Below are 25478 nucleotides of genomic sequence, written 5' to 3'. Positions count from 1 at the left end.
ATGACCTGTTTAGGGAAGATGTATGATCTTACTACTGATCCGTCAATGCTGTATAATACAATTTGGAAAGGGTGATGAAAATAATGGATATGGATGTTTTGTTTGAGTTTATTAAGCAGAATTGGCTCGTCTTCCTGATCGCACTCATCGTGTTGTTCATCATTGTCAGCTTTGTGAAGACTATGGTCAAGTGGGCGTTTGTCATCATTATCGTGGCAGTGGTAGCGGTGTACAGCGGAATTACGTGGTCGGATATTGACCAAGCCGTTACTACTGTTAAAGATGAAACCGTACAACAGTTGAAGGGTCAAGCGATGGACGCCATGATTAGCGAGGCTAAGAAAGCGACGTTCGAAGAGGAGTCTGACGGTTCGTATACGATTAAATCGCCTAATCTTGAGGTGAAGGGTTCCAAAAACAGCACGAAGGTAAACATTTCTTTCCACGGGGTGTCGTTAGGCGAGTGGGAAATGGACGATACGATTAAGCAGTTTGTTAACGAGGCTAAGAGTAAATGATAGATTCGTTGACAACGTATGTGCAGTGGAACATCGTAACGATTGTGTTGGCGTTGATCGTACTGTACAGCTTGTGGCAAGGGGTGGGCAGAGGCGCTTCGGGGTCGATGCGCCACCTCTTGTTTATTGTAGCCGAGGCAGGCTTGACGATTCTTTCCCTGTATATTGCCTCTCAAGTCGCACTGGGGCTGTCTCCTTCGCTTGCCGACTGGCTTCATAAGCTTGATATCACGATTCCGAATCGCGAGCTCGCGTGGTGGGAGAATATGTACTATACGTTCATCACCAGTTTGCGTGATATGTCGTTGATGCGATTCGCAACACTGATGCTGGTAAGCTATGTGCCTATTCGTATCTTGATCGGTTGGATAGCAAGCTATATCTATATGTGGACAGGCATAACCGGCGCTCGCGATATTAACACCATATCAGGTGAAGCTGTAAGCAAGCGGTTTAGACAAGTATTCAGCCGCCTAGTAGGGGGCTTGATCGGCCTGGTCACAGGCATCGTGCGAGTTGTCATCGTAGTGGCGCTGCTGTTTATATTCGTTACGTTGCAGCCAGACGGCAAGATCAGTCAAGAGGTGCAAGCCTCGAATGTCTATCAATATGCTGTCGCACAATTAGTAGAGCCGCTCATGGGCGAATGGGTCACGGAGCAAGTGCCGATCTTCACAGCCTCCGTTGAGAAGCAGCTTAGTGAGCTGATGCAGCGCAAGTATGAAGTGATTGACCACCTAGTACCTGCTGATATTGAACAAGCTGCGTTGGCAGTGACTAAAGATGCGAAGACGGATGAAGAGAAGGCGCGCAAGCTGTATGACTGGGTAGGCAGCAGGGTGAGATACGATTGGGATAAAGCAAACACATATATCGAAACAGGGGAATGGAAGGAACAGACACCGCAGGATACCTTTCAATCGCGGACTGGGGTATGTATCGATTATGCGCGCTTATATGCTATGATGGGTCGCTCAGTGGGCTTGGAAGTGAAGGTAGTGACAGGAACAGGATACGTTGGCAATGGCGGGTACGGACCGCATGCCTGGAACATAGTGAAAATAGGACCAGATGAATGGATTCCGCTCGACACAACCTGGGCAAGTACAGGAGATTGGTTCAATCCGCCGAATTTCGACGCGTCGCATGTGCCCGATCTGAAATAATGACAATATTTGATATAAGCTTCTAGCCTTTGAGTGCCTCTGTCGAATGTGATAAACTATACAAATGGACAACTTGTCCGGAGAAATTACAGCTAGGAGGATGATGGAGTTGGGTCATCCAAACTCGGACGATGCGCAGAAGCGCGAGTTGACGAATCGCCGTCAATTTTCATTTCGATTAAATATTTTTTTCTTTATCACTTTTGCTGCGTTCTCCGTGCTGATTGTTCAGCTGGCGATACTGCAGTTCGTTGAAGGTCCAGGATTGAAAGAAAAGGAGACACAGCTCGGTTACAAGACAACAGCTATTCCTCCGCTTAGAGGCACCATATTTGATGCATCGGGTGAACCAATCGCGTACTCGACTGCAACTCAGTCCTTATACTTTAATATTGAGAAGAATTATACCAAGGAAGAAAACATAGCCGAAGCAGAGGCCTTGGCTGCAAAGCTTGAGCAAATATTCAAGGAACTCGGCGACAAGAATGAGGTACAGCCGACTAAAGAAGAGATCTTGAAGAGCATGGACCTCGCAGGTAAGATGAATTATCCTTTCGTCCCGCGATTAATTAAAACAAATCTGACGAAAGAAGAAGTTGCTTATTTCCTAGAGCATAAGCCTGAATTCCCAGGGTTGGAAATTCTAGAAGACAGTGTGCGCAATTATGATAAGGAAGGCGTAGCCGTACAGCTTACTGGTTACCTCAAGAAATTCAAAGGCGTTCGTGAATCATATGATTATTATAAGGATATTTATGTGAATCGTAATGATCGTCCAGATGAACTGCAATACCTTGATTATGAGGATGTAGGTGTGGACGGTCTGGAGTATATGTACCAAGAAGAACTGCGCGGGAAGAACGGCTTGAAGAAGTTCCCGGTTAACGTCGCGGGCAGGGTCATTGGAGAAATGGAAGTGACGAAGCCGGAGCGCGGGAATAATCTGCACCTTACGATTGACCGACATGTTCAATTGGAGACGGAAAAGGCGATTGAAGATACGCTGAAGAAGATTCGTACTTCGTCGAATTCGCTGGAACGCGCCGAGAATGCAACTACGGGCTACGCTGTCGCTATGGAAGTAGACACGGGCAATATTATATCGATGGCCAGCTACCCAGACTATGATCCGAATGTATGGCGCAACGGTCAGATTAGCAGCGATGACTATGACAAGTATAAGTTCTATATGGGCAACGGAACGATTCGCGAGGTATACGCGCCTTATAATGATGATAAGGAGCGGGCGAAGCATCCGACCTCGCTCGTGTATCTCGGTTCAACGATGAAGCCGCTCTCTGTTCTGATCGGCCTGCAGGAGAATCTGTTCGACCTAAACGACACGTACTATGACCAAGGTTATGCTGAGTTTGGTCGCAAAGGCTACGAGACAAAGGTGTGGAACTCGAACCATAAATCATTCGGCTACATGGATGCCGCTCGCGCATTGGAAGTGTCATCTAATGCCTTCATGGTCGATATGATCGGTAAACCGCTGTATTCCAGCACGAATATAAACGGACTGGAAACATGGGATAAGTATATGGAAATGTTCGGTCTCGGTGTTAAGACAGGCAGCGGATTGCCATATGAATCTGCCGGCTTGAAGGATTATATGTCAGAGGCTGAAAACAACAACGCTCAATCCGCGTTGGCGTATGCGTCGTTCGGACAGCAGGGTAAATATACGACGCTGCAGCTGGCGCAGTATGCGGCTACACTGGCTAGCCACGGCAAGCGAATGAAGCCGCAGTTCGTCAGCAAGATCACGGATGGTGACGGCAAGGTCGTGAAGGAATTCGAGCCAGAGGTACTGAATGAAGTAAAAATTGATGAAGAGAATTGGGAAATGGTTGAGAAAGGCATGAGCAATGTTAATGTTCATGGCTTCGAAGGCTTCCCGTATGATTTCTATCGGAAGACAGGTACTTCTCAGCAACAAGTAGCGGGCAAGATGCTGGAGAATGGTGTGTTCATCGCTTATGCTCCGGCTGATAAACCAAAGCTTGCGGTTGCGGTCGTTGTACCAGAAGGAGGCTATGGCTCCTATAGTGCGGCGCCGATCGCACGAGCTATGTTTGACGCCTACGATGAGGTTTACGGTTTAACCGGTACGCCGCGCAAGCCTGCGGCGAAGCCAACTGTTGAAGAATAAGCATGCGATATAGAGCTTGTTAAGTGTTGTCAATGTTGACGACGCTTAGCAGGCTCTTTTGCATGTGTTGAAGGATGTAAATGATGAAATATCATCAATATTTCTTAGTTGTTCTGCACAATATGTGCTAAAATATAGAATAATATGGAATGAGTGAAAGGGTGATGCACGATTGAATCATCCACATAAAGATGATCCGCAGAAACGTGAGATTCAAAATAAACGCCGGATGGCCGTGCGTATGAATTTATTTTTCTTTGTTACATTTCTATTATTCACGATTATTATTGTGCAGCTAGCGATTGTACAGTTTGTGCAGGGACCTAATTATAAGCAGGAGTTAGATCAGCTGAAGTCGAGAAATGCTCCGATCTCACCGCTTCGGGGGACGATATACGATGCTTCCGGTCAGAAGCTTGCTTACTCGACTGCAACGCAATCGCTTTACTTTAATGTGGAGAAGACGTATGGCGATCCGATGAAGAAGTTGACGAAGGCGCAGGAGAAGAACCGTGAGGAAGCAATGGATCTATCGATACGATTAGCAGCGGTGTTCGAAGAGAAGGGGAATCCGAACGCTAAGCCGATTTCAGCAGAGAAGATCTATAATGATCTTATGGATCTATCAGGTAAAGTAGACTTTGTCTGGGTGCCGAGGCTGATCAAGACAGGACTGACGCAAGAGGAAGTGGCTTACTTCCTTGAGCACAAGCCGGAATTCAAGGGTATTGAGATCATCGATGACAGTGTGCGCAACTATGATAAGGATACGGTAGCTGCGCAGACGATCGGCTACTTGAAGAAATTCAAGGGCGTACGCAATAATGTTCCATTCTATCAGAGGATCTCGGAGGAGAACGATCGGTTGCCGACGCAGGAACAGTACTTGGAGTTTGAGGATGTAGGTATGGACGGCATCGAGTTTATGTATCAGAGTGAGCTTCGCGGATTAAATGGCGTGAAGGACTTCCCTGTTAACGTGGCAGGCAACATCATCGGACCTATGCAGGTGACGAAGCCTGAACGCGGAAACGACCTTCATTTGACGATACATAAAGAAATACAGCTTCGAACAGAAGATGCAATTATGAAACATCTAGAGAAGCTTCGCCATTCGACGAATAAGAATGAGTTTGCTCCAAATGCGAATACTGGGTTTGCCGTTGCTATGGAAGTGGATACTGGCAATGTGGTCAGCATCGCCAGCATGCCGGACTATGACACGAATGTATGGAAGAATGGTTCCATCACCCCTGAGAATTATGATAAGTATAGCTTCTATATGAACAATGGCGCTATTCGTGATGCTCCAGCACCGTTCGAGGATCCGGAGATCCGCAATAAGCGCGCAAGTTCACTCGTATACTTAGGCTCAACGATGAAGCCGCTGTCTGTGTTGATCGGCCTGCAGGAGGGCTTGTTTACCCCCTATACGACATACTCGGATAGAGGATATGCAGAGTTCGGGCGCAGCGGATATGAGACAAAGGTATGGAATGCAAGCAATCGTGCCTGGGGTCGCTTAGGTCCGGCCACAGCGTTAGAGAAATCGTCGAATGCCTTCATGGTTGATATGATTGGCAAGAAGCTGTACAGCATGCCGAAGAAGGATGGCAAGGACGGCTTGCAGATCTGGGACGAGTATCTGGAGGCATTCGGTCTCGGAGTCGAGACGGGCAGCGGTCTGCCTCGTGAGTCTGCCGGCTTAAAGGATTATATGGCTGAAGCGGAGAACAACAATGCGCAATCCGCATTGGTTTACGCTTCTTTCGGTCAGCAGGGCAAGTATACGGCCCTTCAATTAGCGCAGTATGCGGCTACTTTGGCTAATCACGGTGTACGTGTGAAGCCGCAGCTAGTCAGCCGTATTGAGAATGGCAACGGACGTGTCGTGAAGAAATTTGAACGCGAAGTTCTTAACGAAACGAAGTTTGATGAAGAATACTGGCAAGTGGTAGAGAAAGCAATGCTGAAGGTTGGAGTCCAAGGCTTTGAAGGCTTCCCGTACAACTTCTATCGCAAGACCGGAACATCTGAGCAGAGCGTGGGCGGACAGAAACTGGAGAATGCCGTGTTTATCGCATATGCACCAGCGGAGAAGCCGAAGCTTGCAGTGGCTGTCGTTGTTCCGGAAGGCGGATACGGCTCCTACGGTGCAGCCCCGATAGCTCGTCAAATCTTCGATGCATATGACGAAGTATATGGTTTGACGGGGACGCCGCGCAAGCCGGTTATCCAAGTTGAACAAGGATCTGAACTGGAACCGAAACCAGGCTCGGACCAGCAATAATAGCTGTTGCTTATGACTTTGCACATCAGAGCGGATAGTCACGATAGAGGGGCTAACTGCATAAGATGCTGCAAAGTCTTTTTTTACGGTAAAAGTTGCATCTAGGAAACTTTATTGCCATACGATAAACTTAGCTCGTATTACGATGATTGATGTCTATTTGTGAAGCAAGGCTTTACAATTCTCAGTGAACGGGAGCGTGTGGATGCTATGAAGAAGAACACGATCAAGACGATGAAATGGAACGCTGCCTTGAAACGATTGGTCATTACTGTGCTGTTCCTATGATAAGCCATGTTGGTCACGGCATAACGATGTGATACAATGTCGTTATGCAAATAGACAGCAGGGCGTTTGTATCATTAGCATATGACCTTTTGAGACAAAAGACGCATACAAACGACACCGCTGGACTGGAGTGAACTGACATTGGGTAAATATGCATTATTGGCTCTCGATATGGATGGGACGCTGCTTACTGACGATCATCGGATCAGCAAAGAAACAGCGCTCGCGATTCATGAGGCAAGACAAGCAGGAATAACAGTCATCTTATCAACAGGTCGAAATTATGTTGACGCGGTGCCTTATGCGAAGGAGCTGGGCTTAGAGGGACCGTTCGTTACAGTTAACGGCGGCGAGATATGGAGTAATCTGAACGAGCTCCACGCTCGCTTTTTGCTGGATCGTGACAAAGTGCGCAAGATGCATGAATTATCTGAAAAATATGATTGCTGGTTCTGGGCATATTCCACTAAGGGGTTGTATAATCGAACTAATTGGAATGCGGATATCGATACGGAGGACTGGCTTAAATTTGGATTTACTACTGAAGATGACGATATTCGAGGAAAGATTCTAATAGAGCTTCAGGCGTTAGGCGGATTGGAATTGACCAACTCCTCGCCGCATAATATCGAAATAAACCCCCTTGGCATTAATAAGGCTTCAGGTGTAGGGGTGGTATGCGATATGTTAGGTATCTCGATGTCGTCGGTTGTAGCTGTCGGCGACAGCTTGAATGACATAGCTGTTATTCGTGAAGCTGGTTTAGGCGTAGCGATGGGCAACGCGCAAGACGAAGTGAAGGCCGCCGCGGATGCTGTCGTATCATCGAACAACGAAGATGGTATCGTGGAGGTCATTCGTCGTTACATGCTGTAATATGAACTCGAATCCTATCTAAAGGAGAGATTCATCATGGCAATGGATATCTTGGGTTGGATACTGATTATCGCATTGTTTGTTATCGGCATGGCGGGAGCCCTATTACCGGTGCTGCCTGGAGCTCTAGCGATTTATGCTGCGTTTTTCGTGTACGGCCTATTTTTCACCTTCGAATCGTTCGGCTTTTGGTTCTGGACCATTCAGACCCTGATTATCGTGCTGTTATTTGTAGCTGATTATGCGGTCAGTGCGTGGGGGGTCAAGCGATATGGCGGTTCAAGGGGCTCGATCATCGGCAGTACAATCGGCGTCATTATAGGCCCGTTTGTAATCCCGGCATTCGGTCTTCTCATTGGACCGTTTGTCGGTGCGCTAATTGGCGAGCTATTGTCGGGCGCTGACTTGAACCGTTCATTTAAAGCGTCGATCGGAGCTATTGTAGGTCTGTTTACAAGTTTGGTCATGAAATTCATATTACAGCTCGTGATGATCGTGTTGTTCGTAATATGGATTATTGTCGTCTAATTGACATGAAGGTATGGCATGAACGTGTCTGCCTTCATCGTCATTGACAGAAAGAAGGGAATTGCTTGGCGAAAGAATCATTTATAAAAGGCACGCTCATCATCGCGGCTGCGACCTTTGTGACGAGATTATTAGGATTATTTCAACGGGTGCCTCTAGAGCATATGCTCGGTACCGTTGGTAACGCGGCATTCATAACCTCACAAAACTTATATTTAATGATATTAGCTGTAGCTACCGCAGGTATTCCGAGTACGCTCAGTAAAATGGTTTCAGAACGATATGCGCTCAACCAGGCTCGTGAGGCGGAGCGAATCTATTCAGCAGCGCTGCTGTTCGGTATCATTTCTGGTATCGTAACAACAACGCTGTTGATTGTGTTAGCCCCTGCGTATGCACAATTTGCGAAGCAGCCTGAAGCGGTGCCAGCTATCCGTGCGCTTGCTCCCGCGCTGCTGTTGTTCCCGATGCTCGCGATGATGCGCGGCTATACCCAAGGGCGCAACATGATGCAGGCGAGCGGCATCTCGCAGATCGTCGAACAGATTCTTCGTGTCGCTACAGCTATTGGTTTAGCGTACGTGCTGCTTAACAGCGGTTCGTCTCAAGCATGGATCGCGGCAGGAGCTTCGTTCGGCGGCGTGCTGGGAAGCATCGGTGCCTTTGTTGTCATGGTATACTACATTCGCAAGATTCGCCGCTTGGACAGAGAATCAGGCGTTCGCGCTCGCAGTGCCAATACACCGCATGTACCGTTAAAGACGATCTTTGCATCGATCTTCACCTTATCCATTCCGATCGTATTGGCTTCGCTAGCAGTGCCATTGGTTAACTTTATTGATTCGACCTTCACGGTTAGCCTGCTGACGCCGTCTGTAGGTGAAACTGCCGCTATGCATATGTACGGTGTGTTAGGTCAGCGCGCCCAGTCTATCGCGGGTATACCTCCGATTCTGGCCATTGCGTTAAGCACCTCGATTATCCCAATCATATCGGCAGCCTACGCGAAGCGGGAAATGAACCATCTGCAGCGCCAGATATCGCTGGCCATGCGAATCTCAGTATTAAGCGGCATGCCGATTGTGCTTGCTCTAGGTGTTTCGGCATTTTCCATCAACGGCTTAGTATTCAGCTCGTTAGACGGTGCTGGCATTATCGCGTTGCTGACATTCTGTTCGATATTACAGATTACGATGATGACGTCGAGCTCAATTCTGATCGGTTTGGGCAAGCCGTACATCGCGATGATTAGTGTTACATTCGGTATTATTCTCAAGCTTATCTTCAACTTCGTGTTGGCAAAGATCTTTGGCATTTACGGTATTATTGCGGCTACGATGATTACGTTCCTTGTCATCACTTACCTCAATCTGCGTGTCATGAAGAAAGTTGTGCCATTCGATGTGATGGGCAAGCGTTGGCCTGGATTCATACTCGCGACATTGCTGTCAGGCGGACTTGGCTTCGTGGTTGAGCGTGTGGGTGAGCATCTCGTCGGTATCACCTCTTCGATGATTGAGCTTGGACAACCCTCTACGGTTATGGCTACTGCCGGACAGAAATTCGGGTTCATGGTGACAGCGGGCTGCGTGAGCATAGTCGTTCTGATCACCTTTATCGTTGGGCTTGTTGTGTTCCGCGTCATTCGCAAGGACGAGCTGGGCAGCTATCCGCGGATGGTGCAGAAGGTGCTACGCCCATTGATGCGTCTGCAGCGTTCTTCCCAACCTGCAAGAAGCCGATAGGAATCGCTGCTAGATAACAATAGGAAATGTTAAGAGGAGTGCGGACTGGTGACAGTTGCGGCACTCCTTTTTGGTATGGGAGGAGCACTGCAACTCATTTGCAACCGATGTCGTGTTAACTGTTCTCAAATCAAGTGGGTTGAGATCACACGATAAACAAGAGGTGGGCGACATGAGAGAAGCAGTGATTGTGAGTGCCGTACGGACGCCGATCGGCGCCTTTCAGGGACAATTCGGACGAGTGACGGCTGTGGAGCTGGGGGCGGCGGTTATGAAGGAAGCCTGCCAGCGGGCACCGATCTCACCAGAACAGGTGGACCATGTGTGGATGGGACATGTGCTGCAGGCGGGGCTCGGCATGAACCCGGCGCGTCAGGCTGCGCTCGCCGCAGGTCTGCCCGTAAGTGTGCCTGCATCGTCGGTGAATCTGGTCTGCGGCTCCGGCTTGCAGACAGTTATGTTGGCTGCCCAAGCGATAAAGAGCGGCGAAGCGGAATGGATGCTTGCAGGCGGGATGGAGAATATGAGCCAAGCCCCGCATGTATTGCCTGCAATGCGCGGAGGAGTGAAGTATGGCGGGGCGAGTCTGCTTGACTCCATCGCCAATGATGGCTTAACGTGCGCTATATCGCGCCAAGCAATGGGCATCACCGCTGAGCGGCTTGCCGAGCGGTACAGCATAAGCCGCGAAGAGCAGGATGCATTCGCAGCGGCTAGCCAGCAGCGAGCGGAAGCCGCTATTACGAGCGGCCGCTTCGCTGACGAGATCGTGCCTGTGGAGGTTCGCGACCGCTCGGGAGTGCATTTGGTCGATCGCGACGAACATCCTCGTTCTGGCACGACAATGGAGGGACTCGCGCGGCTCAAGCCGGCATTTGAAGCGGGCGGGACTGTAACAGCTGGAAACGCCTCCGGCATGAATGACGGCGCTGCAGCCGTTATGCTGACTTCGCTGGACGAAGCGGAACGACTTGGCTTAGAGGCGCTTGGCAAAGTTCGTGCCTGGGCGACAGTCGGCTTGGAGCCGGAATGGATGGGGCTTGGCCCCGTTCCAGCTATTCGCAAGGCGCTCACGAAGGCTAATCTGACGATCGACGATATCGATCTGTTCGAAATAAACGAAGCGTTCGCGTCACAGGCGCTTGCTTGCATGAAGGAGCTGGGCATCACTTCAGACCGCGTGAATGTGAACGGCGGAGCGATCGCGCTCGGACATCCGATTGGAGCTAGCGGCACACGGGTGCTTGTGACGCTCGTGCACGAGCTGAAGCGCCAGCAGCTGCGATATGGAGCAGCCGCATTATGTGTGGGAGGCGGTCATGGTGTCGCAGTTATCGTCGAACGCACATAACCAAGAGGCTTCGGGGCAAGCAGTGATTGCTGCGCAGCCACCGCTGAAGCTGCGACCGGACGGCTGGTTCGAACGCCGGTGCAAGCTATCAGCAGACCGTGTCGCCGTGAAGGATGACACAACTGGAAAGTCTAGCACGTATCGTGAGCTTGCGGAACGCGTGAAACGAGCAGTGCGGCTCCTCGCGCAGCGCGGGGTGCGGAGCGGTGATCGAGTTGGCATTCTGTCGCCCAACGACAGCCTTATGCTGGTCGCGCTCTTTGCTTGCCGCCGTCTAGGCGCGATCATGGTGCCGTTCAATTGGCGGCTTCATCCAGCAGAGCTCCAGCTCATTATGGAGGACTGTACACCAACGCTCGTTCTTTACCATGCAGGCGCGGAAGATCTAGCGGAGACCCTGCAGGGAGAAGGCGACCAGCCTTGGCGGTGGCTGGCAATAGAAAGCCTTGAAGTGGAAGAAGAGCACCCATCAGCTATCGTTGCAGAAATGGCTGAGGGCGCAAGAGAAGATGATTCGGATGCGCCTTGGATCATGATCTATACAGGAGGAACGACCGGTAAACCCAAAGGCGTTGTGCTAACAGATCGCTCTGTGTATTGGAACGCGGTCAACACAGTGGCAACATGGCAGCTGACTGAAGCTGACGTGACACTGACGGTCATGCCGATGTTTCATACCGGCGGCTTAAATGCGCTTACGCTGCCCATCCTCATGTGCGGCGGTACGGTAGTTTGCATCCAATCCTTTGAAGCTGAGCGAATGGTTCACTCGCTGGAACAAGAACGATGCACGGTCGTGCTGCTCGTACCGACGATGTACCATCTGTTGGTGCAAAGTCCTTTATTTAAGGAAGCGGCATTTCATTCGATTCGCGCCTTTATATCCGGCGGCGCGCCTTGTCAGATGGCGGTTTATGCCGCATTTGCGGAACGAGGATTGCCGTTCAAGGAGGGCTACGGCGCGACAGAGTCGGGTCCGAACAATTTCGTTATTACCCCTGAGGCCGCACTTAGGAAGCAGGGTTCAGTGGGCTTGCCGATGCTGTTCAACGACGTAAAGCTCGTTGGAGATAGCGGTGATATAGAGCAAGCAAATGATGTCGGTGAACTGGCGCTGCGAGGGCGGCATCTGTTCGATCGCTATTGGAACAACGAAGCTGCTACAGAGGAAGTGCTGAAGGATGGCTGGTTTCTAACCGGCGATCTGGCTAAGCGAGATGAAGAAGGATACTACTACATCGTTGGACGGAAGAAGGATATGATTATCACGGGCGGTGAAAACGTATATCCGCTGGAAATAGAGCATCGCTTGGAACAGCATCCGGATATCGTTGCGGCAGCGGTAATTGGCGTATCCGATCAGAAGTGGGGAGAGATTGTTGCGGCGGCAGTTGTACTGCGAGCGGGTCGTATGCTCGATCCTGAAGCGCTGCAAGCTTACTGCCGCGAGCATGTTGCCAAGTACAAGGTGCCGAAGCGAATCATGGCTGTAGTGGAACTTCCTAAGACAGTCGTTGGAAAATTAGATAAGAAGGCGCTGCTCCCCTTGTTTGCGGAGGAGTAAGTTGCCTGGACTGCCTTGAGCATGAGGAGCAGTTTAGAACCGTGGCAATCACGGCTGGACTGCTCTTTTCAGCGTGCATTTTAGGATGTGTCGGGTTCTGGCTAATCCGTTGGATACGCTGTCAAATCAAATGTCCCTATGCTACAATTAGAGGATAATATTGGAAATAGGAGGCTGCGTATGAAGGGAAGTCGGGTATTGAAGATGAAACTAATTCCTCCTCCCATTAAGAAGCATCTCCTGCATCGTCCTGATCTGATGAAGCGTCTGCATCGAATTCCGGATATGCCGCTTACGATCATCGCATCGGGACCTGGATTCGGGAAGACAACAGCGTTATCGGCCTATGTGCGGCAATCCGCTGTCGACTATGCGTGGTACAGCATTTCTACACAAGACCATGATCTGCTTCCGTTTCTGATGCATTTAACCTCTACCCTTCGAGAATCGGATCCGGCTTTCGGAGAAACGCTGCTGCTGGAATTAGGAGGAGCGCGAATCGGAAGCGTGGATGATGTATATGCGTTAGCGGATCTGTTTCTTAATGAAGCTATGAATCTATCGAAATCGATCATTCTATGTCTGGACGACTATCATACCGTGGAGCACAGCGAATGGATTGAGGCTTGGATGCAGTATGTAATCGGCTATTTGCCAGATTGCGATAAGCTGCGGGTCGTTATCTCATCCCGTACTCGTCCAGCCTGGGAAGTATTGACCGCGATGCGTGTTCGAGGTGAAGTGCTGGAGCTGTCACGATCGGAACTTGCATTTTCAGCGGAAGATATCGAGGTGCTGTTTGCGGATTACTATGGATACCCGCTGACGATCGCTCAAGCGGAAGCTGTCTATCGTTTTACGGAAGGCTGGATCATCGCGATTCAGTTAATATGGCAGCGCCTAACGACAACCAAGGAGTCGCTTGATGCTGTGCTGCAGGCTCCGCGCGAATCATTGGAAGGACTGTTTCAATTTCTAGCCGCAGAGCTGTTTCAGAAGCAGCCTTCCGCGATGCGAACCTTCATGCTGGAGACGAGCATCTTTGACGAATTGACAGGCGAGTGGTGCGACGCAGTCTGCGGACGCCACGGCTCGCATGCTCTGCTGCTGGCGCTGTGTCAAAACGGGTTTCTGACAGCGATAGATGACAGGCAATTCCGCTATCATTCCTTATTTCGTCAATTCCTGCAGGATCAACTGCGCCGACAACCGGATTGGCGCTTGTCTCTGCATCGCCAGGCCGTGCATGTGCTGGCAGCGAGAGGACGCATGGAGCTGGCGCTTCGGCATGCTGCTGAGTTGAACGACCCTGAGGAGATGGCGCAGCTATTGGTCTCAGGGGGCTCTCAGCTAGTGCGCGGCGGCCATCTTGAGGCTGTGCTCAGCTGCCTTGTACCTATACCTGACCGGGTAAAGATCCGGATGCCTTACTTATACGTGCTCGAAGGTGACATTCTGCGCTATCGCTGCAACTATGAAGCTGCGATGGTGAGCTACCGCAAGGCGGAGCGCTATGCAAGCGACGCGGGAAACGCCGTGGTGCATGGCTTAGCGCTGGAGGGGCAGGCCATGTTCTATCTGGATACGATTCAGCCTGGTCAAGCCGAACCGCTGCTGATGAGGGCGATTGCCCTAGCGGAGCCGATCGCGATATCTGCCACTGCCTACGAGCCGGATACGGCGGGAATGCGCTCATATGGCGCATACGGATATGAGCCCAATCGTGATCGTCTGCGCCTGGCGCGGCTGTATGCGCTCATGGCGGAGAATAAGCTGAATCGCGGACAAGGAGCGGAAGCAGGACAATGGTATGCGCGTACGCTGGAGCTGGATGGCGACAGCCGGGACCTGCTGCTGGAGGCGCGTCTGGCGCTTCGCACGGGAAGGCTCAAGGAGGCGCGCCATCTGCTGGAACGGGCGCAGAAGCTGGAATCCGAAGCAGGCGGCTTGTTCCGCGGCAACAGCTATAACAGCAAGACGCTGTCGCGCTCGCACCGCGACATGGATCTGCTGCAATCGCTGATCGACAGCTTATGCGGTGAGCCGCTTAGCGCGAAGCGGGCAGCAGAAGCGGGAATGATGCACGGCATCCGTCTCAAGGCTCCTTATGTTGAATCTTGCGGCTGGATGCGCATGGGTCATGCGGCGCAGCTGTCCGGAGCTTATGATGCGACGGTTGCCACTGATTGTTATCATGCGGCGTTGTCGATTATGGAGCGGCTGGAAGTAGCTCGCGGCACGGCAGAGCCGAATATGGGGCTCTGCCTGCTGCATGGCCGGGATCGAAACTGCGATACAGCCCTGCGCTACGGGCAAGCGGCGCTGCAGGATACAGAGCAAGCCAATGACGGCTGGCTTTCATCGTTGATTCGCCTCAGCATGGGCATTGCCTTGTACGAGAGTGATAGGCTGCTGGAGGCTGAACGCGTGTTTATAGAGACGAAGGGACGATATGAAGCGTGCGGAGATGCGCTGGGGCTGACACTTAGCGAGCTATGGTTGTCCCTGACCGCTTACCGCCAAGAGCAGGACGGTCGCTTTGCGGATTGCATGGAACGATTTCTTCACCATGCAGATCAGCATGGATATGCATTTCTGTTCAGCTCACGAACTTTGTTAGGACCTGCAGATCCGCAGCAGTTAATTCCGCTGCTGCTGGAAGCAGTGAGACTAGGAATCGGCGGAAGTTATCCAGCTTCGATCCTGACCGAGTTGAATATGGATAAGCTTAAGCATCATCCCGGGTATACGCTCTATATCGAGACATTAGGTTCATTCCGTGTCAAGCTGGGCACCACAGCGTTGGTCGAGAAGGATTGGCAGCGAGGCAAGGCGAAGGAGCTGTTTCAATTGCTCGTGACGAAGCGTCGCGCTCCAATCAGCAAGGATGAGCTGCTAATCTATCTATTCCCGGATGCGGATGAGAAAGCGGCGAACCGCGACTTCAAGGTAGCGCTCAATGCACTTCATTCAGCACTTGAACCGCATCGTCGTGTGAGAAGCGATCCTTATTTCGTCATACGTGATGGTCAAACCTACCGCTTGAATCCTCATGCCAGCTGGCAGTTGGATGCGGTTCAATTCGAGATGGTTATTGTGCAGGGGCTGGAAACCGATGATCGAGACTTGTCCTTAGCTTTGCTGGAGCAAGCATTGTCCTTATATCATGGAGATTACATGCCCGATCGCCGTTACGAGGATTGGTGCATCGAAGAACGTGAGCGGCTGCAGGTATTATATATGCGCGGTTCTGAGCGATTGGCGCAGATCTGCACCAATCAGGGGGCTTACGATAAGGCGATGCGCTGGGCTGAAGCCATGCTGGTGAAGGATCGCTGTTGGGAAGAAGCATATCGCTTGTTAATGGAGTGCAATCTGCATCTGAATAACCGTCATCAAGCGCTGAAATGGTATCATCGCGCGGTCAGCGTGTTGGAGGAGGAACTCGGTGTCGAGCCGATGGCAGCGATTCGAGAACTATATAGACGTTGCAATGAGGAATCAGGCTGATTCTATGGAGGGAGTCAGCGTGCAACTCATTTGCAACCATACCCTCTTATGATGAACGAGAATCAAGAGTCGTAGGGGGGTTATTTTTGTGTCCATAATGAAGAAGCATGGAAAAGGTTGGGCTAGATTGTGCGCAATGTCTTTACTGACGATGGTGCTTATGTTTACTGCCGCATGCTCCGGAGGCGGCGGAACAAAGAATGAAGCGAATAACGGTGGAACGAAGCCGCAAGAACAGCAGCCTGTGAAGCAGGAAACAAAAGATAAGGAGCCCGCGCCTCAAGTCGTAGGCAAGACGATCAAGATCGGCGTACTCGCGTCCTTGACTGGAGCGCTTGAAAGCTACGGCAAGCAAACCTCCAGAGGCTTCGAACTCGGCATCGATTATGCAACGAACGGTACTCGTGAAGTAAATGGAAATAAGATTGAATTCGTATTTGAAGACACCGAGACGAAGCCGGATGTGGCGGTTAAGAAAGCAACGAAGCTGCTTGAGACTGACAAGGTTGACTTTCTTGTAGGCTCTTCCAGCTCTGGCGACACGCTTGCTGTGCTGCCGCTCGCTGAGGAATATAAGAAGGTCATGATTGTTGAGCCTGCGGTTGCGGACAGCATCACTGGCGACCAATGGAATAAATACGTATTCCGCACTGGGCGCAACTCCTCGCAGGATGCTGTGGCAGGAGCCGCTGCGATCGCGAAGCAGGGCGTGAAGATCGCGACATTTGCTCCGGACAGCGCGTTTGGACGTGACGGTATCACCGCATTCAAAGAAGCGGCGCTTAAGCTTGGCGCGGAGATCGTAGAAGAGCAGTATGCGGATGCGACCGCAACTGACTTCACAGCTAATATTCAGAAGATCGTGAACGCGAAGCCGGATTACTTGTTCGTCGTATGGGCGGGAGCCAACTCTCCGTGGAAACAGCTGCAGGATATGAAGGTACAGGATCAAGGCATCAAGATATCGACAGGTGCTCCAGATATTCCTGCCTTGAAGACAATGGAAGCTCTGATCGGTATGGAAGGCTTCTCCGTCTATTATCACACTTTGCCTGACAATGACATCAACACATGGCTTGTGGATGAGCACAAGAAGCGCTTCAACGGTGAAGTGCCAGATCTGTTTACACCAGGTGGAATGTCCGCAGCAATAGCGATTGTGGAGACGATCAAGAAAATGAACGGTGACGTATCCGACACAGATAAAGTCATTGCCGCGATGGAAGGCATGTCCTTCGAAACGCCGAAAGGCAAGATGACGTTCCGTCCTGAAGACCATCAAGCACTGCAATCCTTGTACGCGATTAAGCTGGAGAAGAAGGATGGCGTAGATTATCCTGTTCCAGTGCTGATGCGCGAGCTTAAGCCGGAAGAGACTTCTCCGCCTATTCGCAATAAGCGATAATTTGAGATTCCAGCAGGGCGAACCCTCGCTCTGCTGGATTTACCGCAAAACTACGTGATGGAGAGGTGCTGTGTGCATGGCGAATCGGTTTGCGGGAACTGCCGATCATCCGACATCTTCCACACAGGAAGAAACTATCCTCGCGACAGATGGCTTGTCCATCGCATTCGGCGGACATCTGGCTGTACACGAGGTCAGTCTATCGGTAAAACGGCATACATTTAAATCGATTATCGGTCCGAACGGAGCAGGGAAGACAACCTTCTTCAATCTGCTCAGCGGCCAACTGCGGCCTACGGCTGGGAACATTCGATTCAATGGGAAGGACATCACGAACTTGCCTCCTTTTGAACGAACTCGACTCGGTATGGGCCGTTCTTTTCAGATCACGAATGTATTTCCTAATTTAACGGTGCTGGAAAATGTGCGACTGGCGGTTCAATCTCGAGAGGGCATTCGCTATCGACTGTTTGATTCGCTCCGCAAGTACAGCAGGCTGGAAGAAGAGGCATTGGCTCTGCTGCAGCTCGTGCGGCTGGAGAATAAACGGTATGCGACGGCTCAGCACTTGGCGCATGGAGAGAAACGCAAGCTGGAGATCGCCATGCTGATGGCGCTCAATCCCGAGCTGCTGCTGCTCGATGAGCCGACTGCCGGCATATCGGTGGAAGAAGTGCCAGCCATATTGGAAGTTATTCGCAGTCTAAAGGACAGAGGCGATCGGACGATTGTCTTAATCGAACATAAGATGGAAATGGTGCTCGACTTGTCCGACAGCATCGCTGTCTTGTTTAATGGGCGCTTATTGGCTGACGGAACACCTGCTGACATTATGAACAACAATACGGTACAGGCTGCGTACTTGGGAGGATTGTACGATGACACTGCTGCAATTGGAATCAGTTGAGACGCATATCGGACAGTACCATATCCTTCAAGGGGTGACGATGCAGATGGAGGCGGGGCAGACGACGGTGCTGCTCGGTCGCAATGGCGCGGGCAAGACGACTACGCTGCGAACGATCATGGGCTTGAATCCGGCGTCGCGCGGAACGATCCGGTTCAAGGGCGAATCCGTGGAGGCGATGCTGACTCACAAGATTGCGCGCCGTGGAATCGGTTATGTCCCGGAGGATCAGGGCATATTCGCGGATCTGACGGTAGCGGAGACACTGCGGATCGCCTTAAAGCATAAGGACGCAGCGGCCGAAGCGAGATTAGAATGGATGCTGGAGCTGTTTCCGGATCTAGCGACGTTCCGCGACCGCAAGAGCGGTCTGCTGAGCGGAGGCCAGAAGCAGATGCTGGCGATCACGCGAGCTTATGTGAACAATAGTGAGCTGCTGCTGATCGACGAGCCGAGCAAGGGGCTTGCCCCGATTATGGTCGAGAAGCTGATCGACGCGATTAAGCAGATGAAGGGACGAACTACGGTGCTTCTCGTCGAGCAGAATTTCATGATGGCAAGCGCTATTGGTGATATGTACTACCTGATGGACGAAGGGACTATCGTCAGCAGCGGCACGATGGAATCGCTGCAGCAGGATGAAGCCCTGCGCCGCAAATACTTAGGCATTGCCTGACGCCTGAGCAACGAAGGAGGAAGCCGGTGTGAATCAACTGTTGAACCTCATCGTCAACGGCCTGGCTACGGGGATGCTCGTATTCTTGTTGGCGGCAGGGTTGACGTTAATATTTGGCCTAATGAGTGTACTGAATTTCGCTCACGGCGGCTTGTTCGCATGGGGGGCGTACAGCGGTGTATGGCTGTATGCGGCGAGCGGCTCATTTATCATTGCTGTAATAGGAGCGGTTGTTATCGGTATGCTGCTCGGTCTTGTTATGGAGCGTGTTGTCATTAGACCGGTCTACGGCAATCACGTCCAGCAGATATTGGTCACGCTCGGAGTCATGCTCGTGCTAAGCGAGATGCTGAAGGTTGTATTCAGTCCGAATCCGCTCAAGTCGGATGTGCCGCCGTTATTGAACGGAAGCTGGGAAATCGGCGGCGTTATCTTAATTAAGTATCGTCTATTTATCATTGTGGTTGGCGCACTTATGTATCTTGGTCTGCTGCTCATTTTAAAGAAAACAAAGATCGGGCTCATCGTGCGCGCTGGAGTTCAGAATCCAGAGATGGTGCAGTCGCTCGGTATTAATATTCGTATTATCTTTACTCTCGTGTTTATGTTTGGCGCCGGACTTGCTGCACTCGGTGGAGCATTGCTGGCTCCGTATTCGGGGGTTATCTTTGCCGAGATGGGCATGCAATTCGCCATTCTCTCATTCATTGTCGTCGTGATCGGCGGTATGGGCAGTATTCAGGGCTCTGCGCTTGCTTCCATGCTTGTCGGGTTGTCCGGCGCGCTGATGGCCTATTATGTGCCGGACCTATCGCTTGCTGCCAATATGCTGCTGATGGTAGTCGTGCTCTTGGTTAGACCATCCGGGCTGTTTAGGGTGAAGGGAGGAGGCGCATGAGCAACTTGAATTCTGGACCTAATGGCGCTGATTCCAACGCTTCTGTTCGTCAGAATAACAACGCGAGACTCCAGAAACGCCTAATCGGATCCAGCCCAGTCCTTTCATATAACGCCTCTAGCCGGCTGCAGATGTGGCTTGGCATCGCGCTGACCGCCGCACTTGCTGTTATACCTTTTATTTCAGATTCACGCAGTTTATTTATTCTCATGACGCAAATATTCATATTCGCCATCTTCGCGATGAGCTATGATCTGCTGCTTGGCTATACCGGAATCGTATCCTTTGGTCATGCCATGTTCTTTGGGCTTGGAGCTTATTCTACCGGCTTGTTTATGGATCGTGTCGGAGCTACTATACCTGTTCTGCTTCTGTCGATTGTCGTAGGGGTCATTCTCGCGGCACTGTTAAGCTATATAGTTGGAATGCTCTCGCTCCGGTTAAAAAGTCATTTTTATGCGATGCTGACGATGGCCTTTGCTGGGCTTCTGCTCGTAGCGGCCGAGAAATGGCGCTCCTTAACGAAAGGCAATGACGGATTTACATTTCATATACCAGATGTGCTCAAAGATCGGGCTGTATTATATTGGTCAGTCTTAGCTGTCATGGTCATCGTCTACCTGGTCTTGCGTCGATTTACGACCTCTCCACTAGGCAGAGTGCTGCAGGCGATTCGTGAAAATGAACAGCGTGCGGAGTCTCTAGGCTATGAAGTCGTGCACTACAAGGTTATCGCAACGATTGCTGCGGGGATGGCCGCCAGCGTAGCGGGTTCTTTCTATGTATTGACCCTGCGCTTCGTGAACACAACCGTATTCTCGATGGATATGACGCTTAACGCGCTGCTGATGACGATCATCGGCGGTGTGGGTACATTGTTTGGGGCTATTCTAGGTTCGGCGATTATCGAATGGGCCCATCATTTTCTGACGGAGCTCGCGAAGTTCCATCCTATATTTGAACGGTGGATTATCTTCTTTGGACTTCTGTATATCGTGGTCGTGCTCGTATTTCCAGCGGGACTCGTGGGTACGTGCCGCAAATGGCTTCATGCGTGGAAGCTGAAGCGATCTGGTGCATCTGCTGCTGGAGAGGAGGAAGCTTCATGATAGAGGATCGGACTGCGGTATGCTCGTTCGTCCTTAGGTGTACACCTTGCGAGAGCTCAAGCGGTTGGCGTATTCGCGTAACGCATGTGCAAGAGCAAGAAGAGTTGACCATGTCCTCTCTTGAGGAGGCTGTGGTGTATATGAGGACGATGATGGATCGGGGGCAGAGACAGCATGAAGAAGCAAGCACAGATGGAGCATAGTACAGCCGCGTCGGAAAAAATGCATGCTTTGGATCCAACAATCCGACTCGTATCCGTTGGGCTATATGTACCGTCTACCTATATGACGAGCTCAGAAATTGCTGAAACTGCTGGTATTCCCCGGGAAATTGTAGAAACGAAGCTGGGGATTATGCGGAAGCCGATTCCAGGGCCAGGGGATGACACCTGCGCGATGGGGATATATGCGGCTAAACAGGCGATAGAGCGAATCTCGCTTGATCCGATGGAGATTGACCTGGTCATCTATATCGGTGAGGAACACAAGGAATATCCGGTATGGACAGCTGCCTTAAAGCTGCAGGAAGAGATCGGAGCGAAGCGAGCATATGGCTTCGACATGGCGCTTCGCTGCTGCACGGCGATCGCGGCTGTGAAGACAGCCAAGGCGATGATGCAGGGCGATTCCAGCATTCGCACGGTGCTGCTGGCAGGCGGCTACCGCAATGGCGACTTGATTGACATGAGTGATCCAGGAACGCGCTTCATGGTCAATCTAGCTGCCGGAGGCGGGGCCATGATATTGCGGAGGGGCGTGGGCAACGCGTACCCCGAAGTGCTGGAGGCATCGCTGATGACAGACGGATCGTTCAGCGAAGATGTGATTATTCGCGCAGGCGGGACAAAGCAGCCGCTGAATGCGGAGCTTATCGCCGCAGGTGAACCGAAGTTCAGGGTTACGGATGCGGAAGGGATGAAGGAGAGGTTGGATCGGCTGTCGATGGCAAGATTCGTGCAGGTCGTTGAACAGGCTGTTCACAACAGCGGATACGAAGTCGACGAGATCGATTATATGGGGCTGCTTCATATGAAGCGATCGGCGCATCAATATGTTCTTCGTACATTGGGGATTCCAGAGGATAAGGGAATATATTTGGAGCAATACGGGCATATGGGGCAGTTTGATCCGATCATTCATCTAGAACTCATCAGCAAGCAAGGAATGATGTTTCCTCAAGCAGTCGTCGTACTGGCAGCAGCTGGAATAGGGTATGCATGGGGAGGATTAACATTGAGATGGGGGGATATGCAATGTCCATGGAAATGAAATCTGTAGAGCTTCCTAATGGAGAACGTTTAGGTTACCGGGAACGAGAAGGCGGCAACAAGAAGCTATTACTCATTCATGGCAATATGAACTCTTCCGCACACTGGGATGTGGTGCTGGAGCAGATGGATCCGCAATATAAGATTTATGCTGTCGATCTTAGAGGTTTCGGGATATCAACCTATAATACTCCTGCTGCCAGCTTGGACATCTATGCTGAAGATGTACGCATGTTTATGGATGCGATCGATCTAGACTCCTGTGCTGTGATGGGTTGGTCAACCGGCGGCGGAATCGCAATGGAGCTGGCTTCGCGTTATCCTGAACGAGTCAGTGAGCTTATCTTGCTGGCGTCTGTGTCCACGCGCGGCTATCCATTCTATGAGGATGGCGAAGACGGAATGCCGAATCTAACCAAACGGATCACGACTGCTGAAGGAATTCGCGCAGTGGCAAGAAATCAGATGGTAGAGGCTGCAAATGTACAACGCAATAAGGAGTTCATGCGTTCTTTGTACAATTCGGTCATCTATGATAAGAATCAGCCGGATGAGACCAGATATGAGATGTATCTGGATGATATCCTGACGCAGCGCAATCTGATGGACATTTACACAGCATTGAATGCGTTCAATATTAGCCATGGGCATTACGGTGCAAGTGAAGGCACCGGCATGGTGGATCGAATTGTTGCTCCGACGTTAGTTCTGCGCGGGGATCGAGACTGGGTCATCAGTAAGGAGATGTATAAGGAAACACTCGAAGATTTCAATGGACGTGCTGAAGGAATAACGCTGACGGATTGCGGACACTCTCCGTTGATTGATGACAGCGCTCAATTGCTGAAGGCCGTTGAGTCATTTCTGCAAGGGAGAGGTTAACATGAAGCTGCAGGGGAAGACAGCGATTATTACCGGCGGAGCCTCAGGAATTGGTTTAGCTGCTGTAAAGCTGTTTATCGAAAATGGCGCATTTGTCGTTGTGGCTGATTACAACGAGGAGGCGGGCGCTAGAGCGATTGCTTCACTTGGAGAAGAAGAGCAGCGACGTGCACGTTTCATACAGACCGATGTATCGGATGAAGCGAGTGTTCAGCGTTTGATGGAGACGACGATCGCGCAGTTTGGCGCTATCGATATTCTGATCAATAATGCGGGCATCACGCGCGACGCGATGCTGTCCAAGATGACGACGGAGCAGTGGAAGCAGGTGCTTGACGTCAATCTTAGCGGTGTATATTACTGCACGAAGCATGCCGCGCCGCATATGACGGCGAAGGGCTACGGCAGGATCATCAACACCAGCTCAATCGTCGGTGTACAAGGAAATCTGGGGCAGACGAACTATGCGGCTGCCAAGGCCGGAGTTATCGGGATGACGAAGACGTGGGCGCGTGAGCTTGGATTCAAGGGCGTATGCGTGAACGCCGTAGCGCCAGGCTTCATCAAGACGGAGATGGTGGCGAAGATGCCGGAGAAGATCGTGAGCGCGATGGTGGATAAGGTGCCGCTGCGCCGTCTGGGACAGCCTGAAGATGTGGCGGAGGCGTATCTGTTCTTGGCATCGGAATCGGCGAGCTATGTGAACGGCACGGTGCTGGAAGTGAACGGAGGGCTGTCGATCTGATGCCGCGTGAGCAACTGCCAATGCGACAGCCAGCCCGCGTGATGACAGCGGACGAAGCCGTGCGTCTCCTGCCGAGCCGTGCGACGCTGGCTGTCGGCGGCTTCGTCGGCTGCGCCCATCCGGAGGCGCTGACCGCCGCCCTGGAGCGGCGCTTCCTCGCGGAAGGAGCGCCGACTGAGCTCAGCGTCGTCTACGCCGCTGGGCAGGGCGACGGCGCGACGCGCGGCGTGAATCATCTGGCGCACGAAGGCATGGTGCGGCGGGTGATCGGCGGGCATTGGGGCCTCGCGCCCAAGATGGGGGCGCTTGCGATGGAGAATCGCATCGAAGCGTACAATCTGCCGCAGGGTGTCATTAACCACCTGTACCGCGATATTGCCGCCGGCAGGCCGGGAACGCTGACGCATGTGGGCTTGCAGACATTTGTCGATCCACGTCTTGATGGCGGCAGGCTGAATGAACGGACGACCGAGGACTTGGTCGAGGTCGTCACCATCGGCGGGATAGAGCGCCTGTTCTATCGCTCGTTCCCGATTCATTGTTCATTCATCCGCGGTACAACGGCTGATACGCGCGGCAATATCTCGATGGAGCGAGAGGCGGTCACACTGGAGATGCTGGCGTTGGCACAAGCCGCCCGCAACTGCGGCGGCATCGTGATCGCGCAGGTCCAGCGGATCGTGCCTGCAGGGTCTATTCCACCGCGGCACGTGGTAGTGCCGGGAATACTGGTGGATGCTATCGTCGTAGCGGATGAAGACGAGCATGCAATGACCTTCGCTGAGCGTTATAATGCAGCCTACGCGGGTCATGAGCTTGCAGATCGAGAAGCTGCGCCTGCCGCTTCCATGCAGATCGTGGAAGCAGAACGGCTAGTTATCGCTCGCCGTGCCTTGGCGGAGATCGGACCGCATCAGGTCGTTAACCTTGGTATCGGCCTGCCGGAAGGGGTAGGCCACGCGGCATCTGAAGCGGGAAGATCCGATATGACGCTGTTGCTGGAATCGGGGCCGATCGGAGGAATACCTGCTCGCGGCTTAAGCTTCGGTGCTTCAGCAGGAGCCGAGGCGATACTGGATCAGCCTTCTCAGTTTGACTTTTTTGACGGCGGCGGGATCGATGTGGCTTGCTTAGGAATGGCGGAGGCCGATGCAGCGGGCAATGTGAATGTAAGCCGATACGGCGGGAAATTAACGGGCTGCGGAGGCTTCATCAACATTAGTCAGAATGCCCGCAAGGTCGTATTCTGCTCAACGTTCACAACGGGCGGCTTAAAGACCGAGCTAAGAGAGCGCAAGCTTCATATCGCCGCGGAAGGCCGTCTCCGTAAATTCGTAGGACAGGTAGAGCATCTGACCTTTCCGGCTGCATACGCCGCTAGCAAAGGCGTTGAAGTCTTGTATGTGACGGAACGAGCGGTATTCGAGCTCTTAGAGGGAAGGCTGCTCTTAACCGAGATTGCGCCAGGAGTGCGGCTTGAAGAAGACATTTTGGCTCATATGACAGTACGACCGCTAATCTCAGATTCGCTGAAGCTGATGAATAGCGAGCTGTTTATAGGATCATAGGTAACAAAAAATAAACCGTGATCGGCTAT

General features: G+C 51.7%; 21 protein-coding genes. All 21 read left to right on the top strand.

Annotated elements, in window-relative coordinates; translation table 11 throughout:
• Positions 1–83: 83 nt before the first annotated feature.
• The 21 genes from ACXX53_RS12620 (at position 84) to ACXX53_RS12520 (ending at position 25449) form a co-directional block, all read left to right on the top strand.
• Positions 84–518: an ATPase gene (locus ACXX53_RS12620; protein ID WP_458569000.1), complete on the top strand. Its 435-nt coding sequence runs from the start codon at positions 84–86 to the stop codon at positions 516–518.
• Positions 515–1684 (top strand): transglutaminase domain-containing protein, encoded by a 1170-nt coding sequence (locus ACXX53_RS12615; protein WP_458568999.1) that lies wholly within the window; start codon positions 515–517, stop codon positions 1682–1684. Before ACXX53_RS12620 ends, ACXX53_RS12615 begins: the two co-directional genes overlap by 4 nt.
• Before the next feature lie 109 nt (positions 1685–1793).
• Complete coding sequence (locus tag ACXX53_RS12610; RefSeq protein ID WP_458568998.1) at positions 1794–3839, top strand: peptidoglycan D,D-transpeptidase FtsI family protein; 2046 nt, start codon at positions 1794–1796, stop codon at positions 3837–3839.
• Positions 3840–4011: 172 nt separating this feature from the next.
• A complete protein-coding gene (locus ACXX53_RS12605) occupies positions 4012–6129 on the top strand; it encodes a peptidoglycan D,D-transpeptidase FtsI family protein (protein ID WP_458568997.1) in 2118 nt (705 codons plus the stop codon).
• A 162-nt stretch (positions 6130–6291) separates the two neighbouring features.
• Positions 6292–6417 carry a hypothetical protein gene (locus ACXX53_RS12600; RefSeq protein WP_458568996.1) on the top strand — a complete coding sequence of 42 codons (126 nt, stop codon included), beginning with the start codon at positions 6292–6294 and terminating at the stop codon, positions 6415–6417.
• Positions 6418–6558: 141 nt separating this feature from the next.
• A complete protein-coding gene (locus ACXX53_RS12595; RefSeq protein ID WP_458568995.1) occupies positions 6559–7293 on the top strand; it encodes a Cof-type HAD-IIB family hydrolase in 735 nt (244 codons plus the stop codon).
• A gap of 42 nt (positions 7294–7335) precedes the next feature.
• A complete protein-coding gene (locus ACXX53_RS12590; RefSeq protein WP_458569066.1) occupies positions 7336–7821 on the top strand; it encodes a DUF456 domain-containing protein in 486 nt (161 codons plus the stop codon).
• Positions 7822–7886: 65 nt separating this feature from the next.
• On the top strand, positions 7887–9566 hold the full coding sequence (locus tag ACXX53_RS12585; protein ID WP_458568994.1) for a putative polysaccharide biosynthesis protein: 1680 nt from the start codon (positions 7887–7889) through the stop codon (positions 9564–9566).
• 172 nt (positions 9567–9738) lie between these two features.
• Positions 9739–10917, top strand: a complete 1179-nt coding sequence (locus tag ACXX53_RS12580) for an acetyl-CoA C-acetyltransferase (protein ID WP_458568993.1) — start codon at positions 9739–9741, stop codon at positions 10915–10917.
• Positions 10889–12481, top strand: a complete 1593-nt coding sequence (locus tag ACXX53_RS12575) for a class I adenylate-forming enzyme family protein (RefSeq protein ID WP_458568992.1) — start codon at positions 10889–10891, stop codon at positions 12479–12481. Before ACXX53_RS12580 ends, ACXX53_RS12575 begins: the two co-directional genes overlap by 29 nt.
• Positions 12482–12661: 180 nt before the next feature.
• Positions 12662–15991 (top strand): BTAD domain-containing putative transcriptional regulator, encoded by a 3330-nt coding sequence (locus ACXX53_RS12570; RefSeq protein WP_458568991.1) that lies wholly within the window; start codon positions 12662–12664, stop codon positions 15989–15991.
• Positions 15992–16088: 97 nt separating this feature from the next.
• Positions 16089–17396, top strand: a complete 1308-nt coding sequence (locus ACXX53_RS12565; RefSeq protein WP_458569065.1) for a substrate-binding domain-containing protein — start codon at positions 16089–16091, stop codon at positions 17394–17396.
• 76 nt (positions 17397–17472) lie between these two features.
• Entirely contained in the window at positions 17473–18303 is an 831-nt protein-coding gene (locus ACXX53_RS12560) for an ABC transporter ATP-binding protein (RefSeq protein ID WP_458568990.1), read from the top strand.
• Positions 18275–18979 carry an ABC transporter ATP-binding protein gene (locus ACXX53_RS12555; RefSeq protein WP_458568989.1) on the top strand — a complete coding sequence of 235 codons (705 nt, stop codon included), beginning with the start codon at positions 18275–18277 and terminating at the stop codon, positions 18977–18979. The genes ACXX53_RS12560 and ACXX53_RS12555 overlap by 29 nt, the downstream gene beginning before the upstream one ends.
• 28 nt (positions 18980–19007) lie before the next feature.
• Positions 19008–19877 (top strand): branched-chain amino acid ABC transporter permease, encoded by an 870-nt coding sequence (locus ACXX53_RS12550; RefSeq protein WP_458568988.1) that lies wholly within the window; start codon positions 19008–19010, stop codon positions 19875–19877.
• Between the two features lie 131 nt (positions 19878–20008).
• The gene (locus ACXX53_RS12545; protein WP_458569064.1) at positions 20009–20986 is read left to right on the top strand and encodes a branched-chain amino acid ABC transporter permease; all 978 of its coding nucleotides are present in this window, start codon (positions 20009–20011) and stop codon (positions 20984–20986) included.
• A complete protein-coding gene (locus tag ACXX53_RS12540) occupies positions 20983–21189 on the top strand; it encodes a hypothetical protein (protein ID WP_458568987.1) in 207 nt (68 codons plus the stop codon). Before ACXX53_RS12545 ends, ACXX53_RS12540 begins: the two co-directional genes overlap by 4 nt.
• Positions 21161–22255, top strand: coding sequence for a 3-oxoacyl-ACP synthase (locus ACXX53_RS12535; protein WP_458568986.1), 1095 nt, complete (start codon positions 21161–21163; stop codon positions 22253–22255). The genes ACXX53_RS12540 and ACXX53_RS12535 overlap by 29 nt, the downstream gene beginning before the upstream one ends.
• Positions 22240–23136, top strand: coding sequence for an intracellular short-chain-length polyhydroxyalkanoate depolymerase (gene phaZ, locus ACXX53_RS12530; RefSeq protein WP_458568985.1), 897 nt, complete (start codon positions 22240–22242; stop codon positions 23134–23136). Before ACXX53_RS12535 ends, phaZ begins: the two co-directional genes overlap by 16 nt.
• Position 23137: 1 nt before the next feature.
• Positions 23138–23881 (top strand): 3-oxoacyl-ACP reductase FabG, encoded by a 744-nt coding sequence (gene fabG / locus ACXX53_RS12525; RefSeq protein ID WP_458568984.1) that lies wholly within the window; start codon positions 23138–23140, stop codon positions 23879–23881.
• Positions 23881–25449, top strand: coding sequence for an acyl CoA:acetate/3-ketoacid CoA transferase (locus ACXX53_RS12520; RefSeq protein ID WP_458568983.1), 1569 nt, complete (start codon positions 23881–23883; stop codon positions 25447–25449). Before fabG ends, ACXX53_RS12520 begins: the two co-directional genes overlap by 1 nt.
• Positions 25450–25478: the final 29 nt, after the last annotated feature.

It is taken from the genome of Paenibacillus marinisediminis (assembly GCF_054343325.1).
The sequence above is the reverse complement of the archived record's forward strand: the minus strand, read 5'-3'. Positions and strand labels throughout refer to the sequence as shown.

What these genes read in the sequence shown, in the direction of transcription:
- ACXX53_RS12620 (WP_458569000.1), top strand. Translation starts at nt 84, where the DNA reads ATGGATATGGATGTTTTGTTTGAGTTTATTAAGCAGAATTGGCTCGTC.
- ACXX53_RS12615 (WP_458568999.1), top strand. Translation starts at nt 515, where the DNA reads ATGATAGATTCGTTGACAACGTATGTGCAGTGGAACATCGTAACGATT.
- ACXX53_RS12590 (WP_458569066.1), top strand. Translation starts at nt 7,336, where the DNA reads ATGGATATCTTGGGTTGGATACTGATTATCGCATTGTTTGTTATCGGC.
- ACXX53_RS12580 (WP_458568993.1), top strand. Translation starts at nt 9,739, where the DNA reads ATGAGAGAAGCAGTGATTGTGAGTGCCGTACGGACGCCGATCGGCGCC.
- ACXX53_RS12570 (WP_458568991.1), top strand. Translation starts at nt 12,662, where the DNA reads ATGAAGGGAAGTCGGGTATTGAAGATGAAACTAATTCCTCCTCCCATT.
- ACXX53_RS12565 (WP_458569065.1), top strand. Translation starts at nt 16,089, where the DNA reads ATGAAGAAGCATGGAAAAGGTTGGGCTAGATTGTGCGCAATGTCTTTA.
- ACXX53_RS12560 (WP_458568990.1), top strand. Translation starts at nt 17,473, where the DNA reads ATGGCGAATCGGTTTGCGGGAACTGCCGATCATCCGACATCTTCCACA.
- ACXX53_RS12555 (WP_458568989.1), top strand. Translation starts at nt 18,275, where the DNA reads ATGACACTGCTGCAATTGGAATCAGTTGAGACGCATATCGGACAGTAC.
- ACXX53_RS12545 (WP_458569064.1), top strand. Translation starts at nt 20,009, where the DNA reads ATGTGGCTTGGCATCGCGCTGACCGCCGCACTTGCTGTTATACCTTTT.
- ACXX53_RS12540 (WP_458568987.1), top strand. Translation starts at nt 20,983, where the DNA reads ATGATAGAGGATCGGACTGCGGTATGCTCGTTCGTCCTTAGGTGTACA.
- ACXX53_RS12535 (WP_458568986.1), top strand. Translation starts at nt 21,161, where the DNA reads ATGAAGAAGCAAGCACAGATGGAGCATAGTACAGCCGCGTCGGAAAAA.
- phaZ (WP_458568985.1), top strand. Translation starts at nt 22,240, where the DNA reads ATGTCCATGGAAATGAAATCTGTAGAGCTTCCTAATGGAGAACGTTTA.
- fabG (WP_458568984.1), top strand. Translation starts at nt 23,138, where the DNA reads ATGAAGCTGCAGGGGAAGACAGCGATTATTACCGGCGGAGCCTCAGGA.
- ACXX53_RS12520 (WP_458568983.1), top strand. Translation starts at nt 23,881, where the DNA reads ATGCCGCGTGAGCAACTGCCAATGCGACAGCCAGCCCGCGTGATGACA.